The sequence below is a fragment of the Pseudomonas sp. IT-P395 genome, assembly GCF_949767675.1.
Taxonomy (GTDB): Bacteria; Pseudomonadota; Gammaproteobacteria; order Pseudomonadales; family Pseudomonadaceae; genus Aquipseudomonas.
On the sequence record NZ_CATKPW010000005.1, the window covers coordinates 86,523 to 100,896 of the forward strand.

Genomic DNA, 14,374 nt, shown 5'->3' on the forward strand with positions numbered 1-14,374 from the left:
CATTTAGTTCAGGATGACCACGGCGGGGAATTCTTTCAGTTGCGCCGAGGTGATGTGCGCGAGGGAGCGAACCACGTCGAGTGGCTGATCGAGGCGGTAATTGCCGGTCACAGCGACGTCGGCCAATTGCTCGTTGGTGTTGATGATCCAGCCTGGATAGTAGCGGCGCAATTCGGCCAGCACCTGATTCAGCGGGCAGTTCTCGAACACCAAGCGACCTTGCACCCAGGCCAGGTCAGTGTTGACGTCGAGTTTGGCCGGGCGGTCGAAACCGTTGGGGCCGATACGAATACTCTCACCGGCCTTAAGACGTACGCGAGCGTCGTTATGCGTTGCCTGTAGATCGACATCGCCGCGCTGCACGTTGACCTGCGCCACGCCATCGAGATAACGCACCGCGAATGCGGTATCGCGCACGCTGGCGCGGACCGGGCCGGCATCGATTTCCAGCGGTTGACTGCGGCCGCTGGCGATCTCGAAAAACGCTTCGCCCTGAAACAACCGGGCAACGCGCTGCTGATCGTTGATGGTGCTGGAAAATGCCGAATTGGTATTGAGCAGGACTTTCGAACCGTCCTCCAGTTGCAGGCGCTGGCGCTCGCCGACCACGGTCAGATGATCGGCCTGAATGCGCATCGGCAGATTACTGAAACTGAACAAACCGAGGATCAGCACGGCGGCGGTGGCCAGCGGTTTCCAGTGTGGACGCAGACGCTTGAGGAAAGTGACCTTCGCAGGTTTGGCCGCCAGGCTTTGCGCGCACTGGGCGATTTGCGGCCCGTCCCAGATCGCCTGGGCCTTGGCGAACGCTTCGGCATTCAACGGATCGGCCGCCAGCCAGGCATGAAATTGCCGGGTCTGCTCCTCGTCCGGACTGCCGAGCACGATGAGCCAGTCCAGAGCCTGGTCCATTGCGTTGGCAGCGTCCTGCACCGAATCCGGCGAAGGCGAGCGGTGGGTGTCCGTCACGGTGTTTCCTCGGCAGTGTCTGCGCACGGCTGTTTTTTTAAGTGAAGCGTAAAAGTCGGGCAAGGGTAACAAAGCCCACTGATCCGTGCAGGCGATCCTGGCACTTACAGAAAAGCCCTACAACTTCAGTCGCCATTCAGACGTTCGGCGACGCCGATACAAATGGTCATGATCAGCTTCAGTTCTTTCTGCACGGTGCTGAGGGATACATTCAGCTCATCGGCGATTTCCTGATAACTGTTCCCGTGCAGACGGCTGAGGATGAAAATCTGCTGCTGACGGGGACTGAGTTGACTGAGGCTCACGTTCAGGCGCTCCAGCATCTGTTCGGCGTGGGCGGCATCTTCGGCGCTGCTGGCGGGGGCGGCGACGCTGTGCACGACATCCTGCGGCACGTCATCGACCATGGTTCGCGAATGGATCTTGCGCGCACGCAAATGATCCAGCGCCAGATTGCGCGCGGTCTGGAAGACAAAAGGTTCGAGGTGATCGATGGCCCGTTCGCTCAACGCCCGCGTCACGCGCAGGTAGGTCTCCTGCAGCAGGTCTTCAGCGGTGCTGTGATTGTTGACCATCCGTTCCAGCGTACGCAGCAGCGAGGTGCGCTGGGTGAGGAAGACGTGGTTGAAGCGCGATTGACTCACGGGAGGACCTGATCGATTTCAAGCGAATGATAATGCTTATCATCTAGTTGAATGGTCAAGTATTGTTTTGTGATCGACGCAGATAAATGTAGGAGCTGCCGAAGGCTGCGATCTTTTGATGTTGATCTTAAAAACCAGATCAAAAGATCGCAGCCTTCGGCAGCTCCTACAGGGGATCAGGACAACCTTACTCGGCGTTACACAGCGCCAGGCAGTTATCCAGCATGCGGTTGGAGAAGCCCCACTCGTTGTCGTACCAGGCCAGCACCTTCAGCAGTTTGCCGCTGGACTTGGTGTGGTTGGCGTCGAATATCGACGACAGCGGATTATGGTTGAAGTCGCTGGATACCAGCGGCAGGGTGTTGAAGCCGAGAATCTTCGAGTGCTGGCTCGCGGATTTCATCAGCGCGTTGACTTCCTCGGCGCTGGCTTCTTTTTTCAACTGCACGGTCAAATCTACCAGCGACACATTGATCACCGGCACGCGCACGGCCATGCCGGTCAGCTTGCCCGCCAGTTCCGGCAGCACCAGGCCTACCGCTTCAGCGGCGCCGGTCTTGCTCGGGATCATGTTCTGCGTGGCCGAACGCGCGCGGTATGGGTCGGTGTGATAGACGTCGGTGAGGTTCTGATCGTTGGTGTAGGCATGAATCGTGGTCATCAGACCGCTTTCGATCCCCAGTTCGCGGTGCAGCACTTGCGCCACTGGCGCCAGGCAGTTGGTGGTGCACGAAGCGTTGGAGATGATCTGGTGCGACTGGCGCAAAATGTCGTGGTTCACGCCATAGACAACAGTGGCGTCGGCACCTTTGGCCGGAGCCGAGATGATCACTTTGCGCGCGCCGGCAGTAATATGCGCGGCCGCTTTGGCGCGATCGGTAAAGAGACCGGTGCATTCGAACACCACATCAATCTTTTCCGCCGCCCATGGCAACTCGGCCGGGTTGCGAATCGCGCTGACCGCAATGCGGTCGCCGTTGACGGTCAGACTTTCGTTGTCATGCTCGACCTGAGCGTCGAACGTGCCGTGAACGGTGTCGTATTTGAGCAGATGAGCATTGATCGAGCTGTCGCCCAGATCGTTGATGGCGACGATCTGCAAATCCTGTCGATAGCCTTGGGTATACAGTGCGCGCAGGACATTACGGCCGATGCGGCCAAAACCATTGATTGCGATTCGAAGAGTCATGGAACAGCGCCGCCGTCGTTTTGTTGTTGGAATTACAAGATTATTCGCATAAAAATAGAAAACAAGCCTTTTTAGTGGCAATATTTTGTTTTATCTACAACGAGTGACCTGAATCAACTGGTCCGAATGGTCAAAAAAGCCGTCTGTCATTCCAACAACAACGGCGTTTGATCAGCATAGACAATCAGGTCGCCACATCCGTTAGCCTGGAGTTCTACACATGCATCCCCGCGTCCTTGAGGTCACCGAACGGCTTATCGCCCGCAGCCGCGCCACGCGTCAGGCTTACCTTGCACTGATTCGCGGCGCCGCCACTGACGGGCCGATGCGCGGCAAGCTGCAATGCGCCAACTTCGCCCACGGCGTGGCCGGTTGCGGCAGCGAAGACAAGCACAGCCTGCGGATGATGAACTCGGCGAACATCGCCATAGTTTCTTCGTATAACGACATGCTCTCGGCGCACCAGCCGTATGAAGTCTTCCCGGAACAGATCAAGAACGCCTTGCGCGAAATCGGCTCGGTCGGCCAGTTCGCTGGCGGCACTCCGGCGATGTGCGACGGCGTCACCCAAGGTGAGCCGGGCATGGAACTGAGCTTGCCGAGCCGCGAAGTGATCGCCATGTCCACCGCTGTGGCGCTGTCGCACAACATGTTCGACGGCGCGCTGATGCTCGGCATCTGCGACAAGATCGTCCCGGGCCTGATGATGGGCTCGCTGCGCTTCGGTCACCTGCCGACGATCTTCGTGCCGGGCGGGCCGATGGTCTCGGGGATTTCCAACAAGGAAAAAGCCGACGTGCGGCAGAAGTACGCCGAAGGCAAAGCCACCCGCGAAGAGCTGCTGGAATCGGAGATGAAGTCCTACCACAGCCCGGGCACGTGCACCTTCTACGGCACCGCCAACACCAACCAGTTGCTGATGGAAGTCATGGGCCTGCACTTGCCGGGCGCTTCTTTCGTCAACCCGAACACGCCGCTGCGTGATGCGCTGACCCGCGAAGCCGCGCACCAAGTGACGCGTCTGACCAAACAGAACGGCAACTTCATGCCGATCGGCGAAATCGTCGACGAGAAGTCGCTGGTCAACTCCATTGTTGCGCTGCACGCCACCGGCGGCTCGACCAATCACACCCTGCACATGCCGGCCATTGCCATGGCGGCGGGCATTCAACTGACCTGGCAGGACATGGCCGACCTCTCCGAAGTCGTGCCGACCCTGAGCCACGTCTACCCGAACGGCAAAGCCGACATCAACCACTTCCAGGCAGCGGGCGGCATGTCGTTCCTGATCCGCGAACTGCTTGGCGCCGGTCTGCTGCACGAAGACGTCAACACCGTGCTTGGCCACGGCCTGAGCAAATACACCAAGGAACCGTTCCTCGATAACGGCGAACTGGTATGGCGCGAAGGTCCGGTCGACAGTCTCGACGAAAATATCCTGCGCCCGGTCGCCCGTGCATTCTCGGCGGAGGGTGGTCTGCGGGTGATGGAAGGCAACCTCGGTCGCGGTGTGATGAAGGTGTCCGCCGTTGCTTTGGAAAACCAGATCGTCGAAGCGCCAGCGATGGTGTTCCAGGATCAACAAGATCTGGCCGACGCGTTCAAGGCCGGCCTGCTGGAAAAGGATTTCGTCGCGGTGATGCGCTTCCAGGGCCCGCGTTCCAACGGTATGCCGGAGTTGCACAAGATGACACCGTTCCTCGGCGTGCTGCAGGATCGCGGCTTCAAAGTCGCCCTGGTAACTGACGGCCGGATGTCCGGCGCCTCGGGGAAAATCCCCGCAGCGATTCACGTCAGCCCGGAAGCTTATGTCGGTGGCGCTTTGGCGCGCGTGCAAGAGGGCGATATCATCCGCGTCGATGGCGTCAAAGGCACTTTGGAACTCAAGGTCGACGCCGCAGAATTTGCAGCGCGCGAACCCGCCAAAGGCCTGTTGGGCAACAACATCGGCAGCGGGCGCGAACTGTTCGGCTTCATGCGCATGGCCTTCAGCTCGGCGGAGCAGGGCGCCAGCGCCTTCACTTCTGCCCTGGAGACGCTTAATTGAAACTGGCTTTGGTCGGTGACATCGGAGGCACCAACGCGCGGTTCGCGTTGTGGAAAAACCAGCAACTGCAATCGGTTCAAGTGCTGGCCACGGCCGACCACGCCAGCCCGGAAGAGGCGATCAGCCTCTATCTGCGCGGGCTCGGTCTGGCGCCGGGTTCGATCGGTTCGGTGTGCCTGTCGGTGGCAGGTCCCGTTAGTGGTGATGAGTTCAAATTCACCAACAATCACTGGCGCCTGAGCCGCAGCGCGTTCTGCAAAACCTTGCAGGTCGAGCAGTTGTTGCTGGTCAACGACTTCTCGGCGATGGCGCTGGGCATGACCCGTTTGCAGCCGGGCGAATTTCGTGTGGTCTGCGAGGGCACGCCGGAGCCGTTGCGTCCGGCGGTGGTGATTGGCCCGGGCACCGGCCTTGGCGTCGGTACTTTGCTGGATCTCGGTGAAGGTCGTTTCGCGGCGTTGCCGGGCGAGGGGGGGCACGTCGATCTGCCGCTGAGCAGTCCGCGTGAAACCCAGCTATGGCAGCACATCTATAACGAGATCGGCCATGTCAGCGCGGAAACCGCGTTGAGCGGTGGTGGTCTGCCGCGAGTCTATCGCGCGATTTGCGCAGTGGACGGGCATGAGCCGACACTCGACACGCCGGAAGCGATTACGGCAGCTGGTTTGGCCGGTGATCCGATTGCCCTGGAAGTGCTCGAGCAGTTCTGCTGCTGGCTCGGCCGTGTCGCCGGCAACAACGTGCTGACCACGGGCGGGCGTGGCGGGGTGTATATCGTCGGCGGTGTGATTCCACGCTTCGCCGATTTCTTCCTCGAAAGCGGTTTCGCCCGCAGCTTCGCTGACAAAGGTTGCATGAGCGATTACTTCAAAGGCATTCCGGTGTGGCTGGTGACAGCGCCGTATTCCGGCCTTATGGGCGCGGGTGTGGCCCTGGAACAGGCTGGCTGATGATCGTTCCCACGCTCTGCGTGGGAATGCAGCCCGTGACGCTCCGCGTCACTGGACGCGGAGCGTCCCCAGAGGCGTTCCCACGCAGAGCGTGGGAACGATCGGTTCATCAGGCATAATCCGCCCCAATTCCAACAACAAGGATGCCTTCGAAGTGAGCTCAGTCAACAAGTCGATATTGTTGGTCGATGACGACCAGGAAATACGCGAGTTGCTGGAAACCTACCTGACCCGCGCCGGGTTTCAGGTGCGGGCCACCGCCGACGGTGCCAGTTTCCGTCAGGCCCTCAACGAGGCGCCGAGCGATCTGGTGATCCTCGATGTCATGCTGCCCGACGAAGACGGCTTCAGCCTGTGCCGTTGGGTGCGTCAGCATCCGCGTCAGGCGCAGGTGCCGATTATCATGCTCACCGCCAGTTCCGATGAAGCCGATCGCGTAATCGGTCTCGAACTCGGTGCCGACGACTACCTCGGCAAACCCTTCAGCCCCCGCGAACTGCAAGCCCGCATCAAAGCTCTGCTGCGGCGTGCGCAATTCGGTCAGGAGCGCAGCGGCAGTGACGTACTGGCCTTTGACGAGTGGCGCCTAGACATGGTCAGCCACCGCCTGTTTCACACCGACGGCGAAGAAGTGATTCTCTCCGGCGCCGACTTCGCCCTGCTGAAACTGTTCCTCGATCACCCGCAGGAAATCCTCGACCGCGACACCATCGGCAACGCCACCCGTGGCCGCGACCTGATGCCGCTCGATCGCATCGTCGACATGGCCGTCAGCCGTTTGCGCCAGCGTCTGCGCGACACCGAGAAACCGCCACGGCTGATCCGTACCGTGCGCGGCAGCGGCTACCAACTGGCAGCCAACGTGGTTGCCGGCAATGCTCACTGAGTCGCTGCGTAAACTCGCCGCCAAGGTGCCGGTACCGCGTTCGCTGCTTGGGCGGATGTTGCTGCTGACGTTGCTCGCGGTGTTGTTTGCGCAGACCTTGTCGAGCGTGATCTGGGTCTCGCAGCTGCGCGCCACGCAGCTCGAAGGTCTGGTCACCAGCGCCCGCAGCCTCGCCCATTCGATGACCGCCAGCGTCAGTTATTTCCGCTCGTTGCCGGTGGCTTATCGGCCGTTGGTACTCGACCAATTGCGCAGCATGGGCGGCACCCGATTCGTCGTGACGCTCAACGACAAGCCGCTGGGCATGGACGTACTGCCGGTCACGCCGCGTAAAGCGGCGGTGATGAAAGCGGTCGACGAAGTGCTGCGCCAGACCTTGGGCCATGACACCGATATCTCGGTGACCTTTGTCAGCCCCGAAGACCTGCGCATCTTCAACGCCGGGCTGAAGCTGGATGAATTGCCACGTTCCTGGGCGCATTACGCGCTGACCCTGGAACCGGTGAATCCACCCGTGCTGGTCACGCAGATTCAAATGGCCCCGGGCGAATGGCTGTACATCGCCTCACTGTTGCCCGAGCCGTACACCAGTCTTGAAGAACAGGGACTGCCGTCGCAACAGGTGTGGTTCATCGTCCTCACCAGCGGATTTTTGCTGCTGTTCATCGGCCTGTTGGTGCACTGGCAGAGCCGGCCGCTCAAGCGTCTGGCGCGGGCAGCGCGGGATCTGTCGCTGGGGGCCGACGTCGAACCGGTGGCCGAGGGTGGTGGCAGTGAAGTGGTCGAAGTGGGGCGCGCCTTCAACACCATGCGCGAGCGCATCAGCCGCTACCTGACTGAGCGCAGCCAGTTGTTCAGCGCTATTTCCCATGACCTGCGCACGCCAATCACCCGTTTGCGTTTGCGCGTCGAACTGCTGGAAGACGAAAAGCTGCAAGCCAAATTCGGCCGCGATCTGGATGAGCTGGAGTTGTTGGTCAAAGGCGCGCTGCAATGCGTGAAAGACACTGACATCCACGAGAACATCGAACCGGTGGATCTCAACCATGTGCTTGATTGTCTGGTCGAACCGTACCTGGCGCCGAACGGCAACGGCCGGGTGACTCAGCATGGTCGTGCGTTGGCGGCGTATCCGGGCAAACCTTTGGCGTTGAAGCGTTGCATTGGCAATCTGATCGACAACGCGTTGAAGTATGGGCAGACCGCACATCTGCATATCGATGACGATGACAGCGCGTTTGTCTTGCACGTTGATGATGAAGGGCCGGGAGTGCCGGAGCAGCGCTTGGAGCAGGTGTTTGAGCCGCACTTCCGGTTGGCGGGGCAGCAGCAGGGATATGGCTTGGGGTTGGGCATTGCGCGCAATATTGCCCACAGCCATGGCGGGGAGGTGACGTTGCAGAATTTGCGTGAGGGTGGGTTGCGGGTGACGTTGCAATTGCCGCGTTCGGCGGATTAGATCAAAAGAGCCCCTCACCCTAGCCCTCCCGAAACGTCGGACCGCCCGTAGGGAGAGGGGACTGACCGAGTTGTCTTGCGTCATACATCGACCTGAAACACCGTGTCGATTATGGATTCGCTGAAAAACTTTCAGGTCGGCGTAACTCTTCAATACCCCGCGGTCGGCTCCCTCTCCCTCCGGGAGAGGGCTGGGGTGAGGGTGGCTCTTTGTCACCGCTCAGTGACAAACCCCGCCCCCTTCGTTACAAGCCCACCCCGACCCGTTGTTTAGACTCCCCGCAGTCATAACAACAAAAAAGGCCCCCCATGGATCTCTTCCAACCCGGCTTCAGCAGTTGGCTGAACGCCCCTGCGCACCAGCAATGGCTCGCCGCCGAAGGCCTGCGTCTGCTGGATTTCGCCAAGGCATCAAAACTGCCTGAAGGCTTCGGCAACCTCGACGAACGCGGCCGTCTGCCAGCGAACGCACAAGCCGAAACCATGAACACCGCGCGCATGACCCACAGCTTCGCCATGGCCCACATTCAGGGCCTGCCGGGTTTTGCCGAACTGGTCGATCACGGCATCGCCGCCCTGCGCGGGCCGTTGCGTGATGCGTTGCACGGCGGCTGGTTTGCCGTCGCCGAACACCGCGACGACGACACCGGCAAGAACGCCTATCTGCATGCCTTTGTCGCACTGGCGGCCAGCTCTGCGGTGGTCGCACAACGTCCCGGCGCCCAGGCGCTGCTGGATGATGCGATCGACATCATCGACACCTATTTCTGGAGCGAGGAAGAGGGCGCCATGCGCGAATTCTTCAATCGTGACTGGAGCGAAGAGGAAGCCTATCGCGGCGCCAACAGCAACATGCACGCGACCGAGGCGTTCCTCGCACTGGCCGATGTCACTGAAGATCCGCGCTGGCTGGTACGTGCGCAACGCATCGTCGAGCGGGTGATCCACGGTCACGCCGCCGTCAATGGTTACATGGTCATCGAGCACTTTGACCGCGACTGGCAACCGCTGCGCGAATACAACCACGACAATCCTGCCGACGGTTTCCGCCCGTACGGCACCACACCGGGTCACGGTTTCGAGTGGGCGCGGCTGCTGCTGCACCTCGAAGCGGCGCGGGTGCAGGCCGGCATGTTGACGCCCGGTTGGCTCGCCACCGACGCGCAAAAACTGTTCGAGAACAATTGCCGCAACGGTTGGGACGTCGATGGTCTGCCGGGCATCGTCTACACCCTCGACTGGGACAATAAAGCCGTTGTCCGCCACCGCTTGCACTGGACCCACGCCGAGGCCAGTGCCGCTGCCAGCGCCTTGCTCAAACGCACCGGCGATGCGCAATACGAAACCTGGTACCGGCTGTTCTGGGAATTCTGCGAAATGAATTTCATCGACCGTTGCGACGGCAGTTGGCACCACGAACTCAATCCGCAAAACCTGCCAAGTGCCGATATCTGGCCGGGCAAACCCGATCTGTACCATGCCTGGCAAGCCGTGCTGATCCCTCGTCTACCCTTGTCGCCGAGCATGGCGACTGCGCTGGCGCAGTGGTCTCAGAGCGTTGCTATGTGATTAATCATGTAACCATGCGGTGACATTCGCGCGTCCCTTCGTTACCTGCGAAGGGAAACGTCCTGTTTAAAATCCTGTGCAGCGCAAGCACCAGACTTGCATGCATAACAACAAGAAAGGTACATCTCAGATGAATGCGATTTCTCGCCTCGCTACTGTCATTTCTGTCGCCTCCCTGTTCCCGCTCGCAATTCTGCCTCTCAGTGTTTCCGCTGCCGAATCCAAAGGTTCGGTCGAAGTCGTGCACTGGTGGACGTCCGGTGGCGAAAAAGCTGCCGTTGATGTGCTCAAGGCCCAAGTCGAAAAAGACGGTTTCACCTGGAAAGACGGCGCTGTCGCCGGTGGTGGCGGTGCGACTGCCATGACCGTGCTGAAAAGCCGGGCAGTCGCTGGCAACCCGCCTGGCGTTGCCCAGATCAAAGGCCCGGACATCCAGGAATGGGCATCCACTGGCCTGCTCGACACCGACGTTTTGAAAGACGTCGCCAAGTCGGAAAAGTGGGACAGCCTGCTCGACAAGAAAGTCTCCGATACCGTGAAGTACGACGGTGATTACGTGGCCGTGCCGGTGAATATTCACCGCGTGAACTGGCTGTGGATCAACCCGGAAGTGTTCAAGAAAGCCGGGATCACCAAGAACCCGACCACCCTCGAAGAATTCTATGCCGCTGGCGACAAGCTGAAGGCTGCGGGCTTCATTCCGCTGGCTCACGGCGGTCAGCCTTGGCAGGACAGCACCGTGTTCGAAGCCGTGGTGCTCTCGGTCATGGGTGTCGATGGTTACAAGAAAGCCTTGGTTGACCTGGACAACGCCGCGCTGACTGGCCCGGAAATGGTCAAGGCGCTGACCGAGCTGAAGAAAGTCGCGACCTACATGGACGCCGACGGCAAAGGTCAGGACTGGAACCTGGAAGCAGCCAAGGTCATCAACGGCAAGGCCGGCATGCAGATCATGGGTGACTGGGCCAAGTCCGAATGGACCGCCGCCAAGAAAGTCGCGGGCAAAGACTACGAGTGCGTAGCTTTCCCGGGCACCGACAAGGCGTTCACCTACAACATCGACTCGCTGGCCGTGTTCAAGCAGAAAGACGCCGGCACTGCGGCCGGTCAGCAGGACATCGCCAAAGTCGTGCTGGGTGAAAACTTCCAGAAAGTCTTCAGCATCAACAAAGGCTCGATCCCGGTTCGCAACGACATGTTGAACAACATGGACAAGCTCGGCTTCGACTCCTGCGCACAGACTGCTGCCAAGGACTTCCTCGCGGACGCCAAGTCCGGTGGCCTGCAACCAAGCATGGCGCACAACATGGCGACTACGCTGGCCGTGCAAGGCGCGTTCTTTGATGTCGTGACCAACTACATCAACGACCCGAAAGCCGACCCGGCCGACACTGCCAAGAAACTCGGCGCTGCGATCAAGTCCGCCAAGTAATGCTTGGCCCCGGTAGGAGTGAGCCTGCTCGCGATAGCAGTTGGTCAGGTAACAGATTTATCAACTGACACACCGCAATCGCGAGCAGGCTCACTCCTACAAGGGGGCGAGTTGCCCAAGTAGTCCTTTTCTCTCGTACTGGATTTCCCCATGAGTTCTGTTGCTGTGTTCAGCAAGGCCTCGCCGTTCGATGCATTGCAGCGCTGGCTACCCAAACTGGTGCTGGCGCCGAGCATGTTCATCGTGCTGGTAGGCTTCTATGGCTACATCCTGTGGACGTTCGTGTTGTCGTTCACCACCTCGACTTTCCTGCCCAACTACAAGTGGGCCGGTCTGGCGCAATACGCGCGGTTGTTCGACAACGACCGCTGGTGGGTCGCGAGCAAAAACCTCGCGGTGTTCGGCGGCATGTTCATCGGTATCACTCTGGTGATCGGCGTGTTGCTGGCGGTGTTTCTTGACCAGCGCATCCGTCGTGAAGGCTTTATCCGCACCATTTACCTGTACCCGATGGCGCTCTCGATGATCGTCACCGGTACTGCCTGGAAATGGCTGCTCAACCCGGGCATGGGCCTGGACAAATTGTTGCGTGACTGGGGCTGGGAAGGCTTCCGTCTCGACTGGCTGATCGACCCGGATCGCGTGGTGTATTGCCTGGTGATCGCCGCTGTGTGGCAAGCCTCGGGCTTCATCATGGCGATGTTCCTCGCCGGCCTGCGTGGCGTTGATCAATCGATCATCCGTGCTGCACAGATCGATGGCGCGAGCATGCCGATGATCTACTGGAAAGTCGTACTGCCAAGCCTGCGTCCGGTTTTCTTCAGTGCCGTGATGATTCTGGCGCACATCGCGATCAAGAGCTTCGACCTGGTCGCGGCGATGACTGCCGGTGGTCCGGGTTATTCCTCTGACCTGCCGGCGATGTTCATGTATTCCTTCACCTTCAGTCGCGGCCAGATGGGCATGGGTTCGGCCAGTGCGATTCTGATGCTCGGTGCGATCCTCGCGATCATCGTGCCTTACCTGTATTCCGAGCTGAGGACCAAGCGCAATGACTAGTCTCGCTGCCAAACCTGCTATCAGCCTGAGTCGCATCGCGATCTATGCGGTGCTGATCCTCGCTGTCCTGCTTTATCTGGTGCCGCTGGTGGTGATGTTGCTGACCAGCTTCAAGACCCCGGAAGACATCAGCACCGGCAACCTGTTGAGCTGGCCGACCGTGGTCAGCGGCATCGGCTGGGTCAAGGCCTGGGCCACGGTTGACGGTTACTTCTGGAACTCGATCAAGATCACCGTTCCGGCCGTGATCATCTCCACCGCCATCGGTGCGTTGAACGGTTATGTGCTGTCGTTCTGGCGCTTCCGTGGTTCGCAGTTGTTCTTCGGTCTGCTGTTGTTCGGTTGCTTCCTGCCGTTCCAGACCGTGCTGCTGCCGGCCTCGTTCACCCTCGGCAAAATGGGCCTGGCGAGCACCACCACCGGTCTGGTGTTTATCCACGTGGTTTACGGTCTGGCGTTCACCACGCTGTTCTTCCGTAACTACTACGTGAGCATTCCGGATGCGCTGGTCAAAGCTGCTCGTCTGGACGGCGCGGGTTTCTTTACGATTTTCCGCCGGATCATTCTGCCGATGTCGACGCCGATCATCATGGTCTGCCTGATCTGGCAGTTCACCCAGATCTGGAACGACTTCCTGTTCGGTGTGGTGTTCTCCAGCGGTGATTCGCAGCCGATTACGGTAGCGCTGAACAACCTGGTAAACACCAGCACCGGCGCCAAGGAATACAACGTTGATATGGCAGCGGCGATGATCGCCGGCCTGCCGACCCTGCTGGTCTATGTGGTCGCAGGCAAGTATTTCGTGCGCGGGCTGACGGCCGGCGCAGTCAAGGGGTAATCATGGCAACGCTCGAACTTCGCAACGTAAACAAGACCTACGGTGCCGGCCTGCCGGACACCCTGAAGAACATCGAACTGTCGATCAAGGACGGTGAGTTCCTGATCCTCGTCGGCCCGTCGGGCTGCGGCAAATCGACCTTGATGAACTGCATCGCCGGTCTGGAAACCATCACCGGTGGCGCGATCATGATCGGCGATCAGGACGTCAGCGGTATGAGCCCGAAGGATCGCGACATCGCCATGGTGTTCCAGTCTTACGCGCTGTACCCGACCATGAGCGTGCGCGAGAACATCGAGTTCGGCCTGAAGATTCGCAAGATGCCTCAAGCGGCGATCGATGAAGAAGTCGCGCGCGTGGCCAAACTGCTGCAGATCGAACACTTGCTCAATCGCAAGCCGGGTCAGCTTTCCGGTGGTCAGCAGCAGCGTGTGGCGATGGGCCGTGCACTGGCACGTCGACCGAAGATTTATCTGTTCGACGAACCACTGTCCAACCTCGACGCCAAGCTGCGCGTCGAGATGCGCACCGAAATGAAATTGATGCACCAGCGCCTGAAAACCACCACGGTCTACGTGACCCACGACCAGATCGAAGCGATGACCCTGGGCGACAAGGTTGCGGTAATGAAGGACGGCATCATTCAGCAGTTCGGTACGCCGAAAGAGATCTACAACGATCCGGCCAACCTGTTCGTCGCGAGCTTCATCGGTTCGCCGCCGATGAACTTCATTCCGCTGCGTTTGCAACGCAAGGACGGTCGTCTGCTGGCGCTGCTCGACAGCGGCCAGGCCCGTTGCGAATTGCCGATGAGCATGCAGGATGCTGGTCTTGAAGATCGCGAAGTGATCCTCGGCCTGCGCCCGGAACAGATCGTTCTGTCGAACGGCGAAGGCAATGGCTTGCCAAGCATTCGTGCCGAAGTGCAGGTCACCGAGCCGACCGGTCCGGACACCTTGGTGTTCGTCAATTTGAATGAAACCAAAGTCTGCTGCCGTCTGGCGCCGGACGTGGCACCGCAGGTGGGCGAGAGCCTGACGCTGCAATTCGATCCGTCGAAAGTGTTGTTGTTCGATGCCAAGACTGGCGAGCGCCTCGGCACTGCCGGGCAACCACAGACCGATGCGCGGTCTGCGAACGTGGCGCAATTCAAAGGCCGCTGAAGATCAATGCTGGAATGCGGTCATGTGGGAGCTGGCTTGCCAGCGATGAGGCCGGCACATCCAACATGGAAGTCGCCTGAAGCACCGCCATCGCTGGCAAGCCAGCTCCCACAGGGATTGGATTCCAAAAGGAGCACGCGGTGGATTGCCTGTAATCCATCGCAATTTAT

Annotated in this window: 12 protein-coding genes; 9 read left to right on the forward strand and 3 right to left on the reverse strand. The window is 59.8% G+C overall.

Annotated features, from left to right (window positions below; genetic code table 11):
• Positions 1-3: 3 nt before the first annotated feature.
• From ACM6IN_RS04730 to gap, 3 genes are all read right to left on the reverse strand, one after another.
• Positions 4-969: a FecR family protein gene (locus ACM6IN_RS04730; RefSeq protein WP_007917894.1), complete on the reverse strand. Its 966-nt coding sequence runs from the start codon at positions 967-969 to the stop codon at positions 4-6.
• 125 nt (positions 970-1,094) lie between these two features.
• A complete protein-coding gene (locus ACM6IN_RS04735; protein WP_007917886.1) occupies positions 1,095-1,613 on the reverse strand; it encodes an RNA polymerase sigma factor in 519 nt (172 codons plus the stop codon).
• Positions 1,614-1,800: 187 nt separating this feature from the next.
• Positions 1,801-2,802, reverse strand: a complete 1,002-nt coding sequence (gene gap, locus ACM6IN_RS04740) for a type I glyceraldehyde-3-phosphate dehydrogenase (RefSeq protein ID WP_007917884.1) — start codon at positions 2,800-2,802, stop codon at positions 1,801-1,803.
• Positions 2,803-3,022: 220 nt separating this feature from the next.
• On the opposite strand from gap, the gene edd reads away from it, so the two are divergent.
• The 9 genes from edd (at position 3,023) to ACM6IN_RS04785 (ending at position 14,204) form a co-directional block, all read left to right on the forward strand.
• Positions 3,023-4,849: a phosphogluconate dehydratase gene (gene edd, locus ACM6IN_RS04745; RefSeq protein ID WP_095112266.1), complete on the forward strand. Its 1,827-nt coding sequence runs from the start codon at positions 3,023-3,025 to the stop codon at positions 4,847-4,849.
• The gene (locus tag ACM6IN_RS04750) at positions 4,846-5,799 is read left to right on the forward strand and encodes a glucokinase (protein WP_414915506.1); all 954 of its coding nucleotides are present in this window, start codon (positions 4,846-4,848) and stop codon (positions 5,797-5,799) included. The genes edd and ACM6IN_RS04750 overlap by 4 nt, the downstream gene beginning before the upstream one ends.
• 154 nt (positions 5,800-5,953) lie before the next feature.
• Entirely contained in the window at positions 5,954-6,685 is a 732-nt protein-coding gene (locus ACM6IN_RS04755) for a response regulator (RefSeq protein ID WP_007917879.1), read from the forward strand.
• A complete protein-coding gene (locus tag ACM6IN_RS04760) occupies positions 6,675-8,144 on the forward strand; it encodes an ATP-binding protein (RefSeq protein WP_414915507.1) in 1,470 nt (489 codons plus the stop codon). The genes ACM6IN_RS04755 and ACM6IN_RS04760 overlap by 11 nt, the downstream gene beginning before the upstream one ends.
• 308 nt (positions 8,145-8,452) lie before the next feature.
• A complete protein-coding gene (locus tag ACM6IN_RS04765; RefSeq protein ID WP_414915508.1) occupies positions 8,453-9,712 on the forward strand; it encodes an AGE family epimerase/isomerase in 1,260 nt (419 codons plus the stop codon).
• 130 nt (positions 9,713-9,842) lie between these two features.
• Positions 9,843-11,144 (forward strand): ABC transporter substrate-binding protein, encoded by a 1,302-nt coding sequence (locus ACM6IN_RS04770; RefSeq protein WP_007917875.1) that lies wholly within the window; start codon positions 9,843-9,845, stop codon positions 11,142-11,144.
• 150 nt (positions 11,145-11,294) lie between these two features.
• Positions 11,295-12,203 carry a carbohydrate ABC transporter permease gene (locus tag ACM6IN_RS04775; protein ID WP_008082808.1) on the forward strand — a complete coding sequence of 303 codons (909 nt, stop codon included), beginning with the start codon at positions 11,295-11,297 and terminating at the stop codon, positions 12,201-12,203.
• Entirely contained in the window at positions 12,196-13,041 is an 846-nt protein-coding gene (locus ACM6IN_RS04780; RefSeq protein WP_007917872.1) for a carbohydrate ABC transporter permease, read from the forward strand. Before ACM6IN_RS04775 ends, ACM6IN_RS04780 begins: the two co-directional genes overlap by 8 nt.
• Positions 13,042-13,043: 2 nt before the next feature.
• Positions 13,044-14,204 carry an ABC transporter ATP-binding protein gene (locus ACM6IN_RS04785; protein WP_414915509.1) on the forward strand — a complete coding sequence of 387 codons (1,161 nt, stop codon included), beginning with the start codon at positions 13,044-13,046 and terminating at the stop codon, positions 14,202-14,204.
• The last annotated feature ends 170 nt before the right edge of the window (positions 14,205-14,374 follow it).

Coding starts and splice junctions, on each gene's coding strand:
- gap (WP_007917884.1), bottom strand. CDS start 2,802: ATGACTCTTCGAATCGCAATCAATGGTTTTGGCCGCATCGGCCGTAAT.
- edd (WP_095112266.1), top strand. CDS start 3,023: ATGCATCCCCGCGTCCTTGAGGTCACCGAACGGCTTATCGCCCGCAGC.
- ACM6IN_RS04760 (WP_414915507.1), top strand. CDS start 6,675: ATGCTCACTGAGTCGCTGCGTAAACTCGCCGCCAAGGTGCCGGTACCG.
- ACM6IN_RS04765 (WP_414915508.1), top strand. CDS start 8,453: ATGGATCTCTTCCAACCCGGCTTCAGCAGTTGGCTGAACGCCCCTGCG.
- ACM6IN_RS04770 (WP_007917875.1), top strand. CDS start 9,843: ATGAATGCGATTTCTCGCCTCGCTACTGTCATTTCTGTCGCCTCCCTG.
- ACM6IN_RS04775 (WP_008082808.1), top strand. CDS start 11,295: ATGAGTTCTGTTGCTGTGTTCAGCAAGGCCTCGCCGTTCGATGCATTG.
- ACM6IN_RS04780 (WP_007917872.1), top strand. CDS start 12,196: ATGACTAGTCTCGCTGCCAAACCTGCTATCAGCCTGAGTCGCATCGCG.
- ACM6IN_RS04785 (WP_414915509.1), top strand. CDS start 13,044: ATGGCAACGCTCGAACTTCGCAACGTAAACAAGACCTACGGTGCCGGC.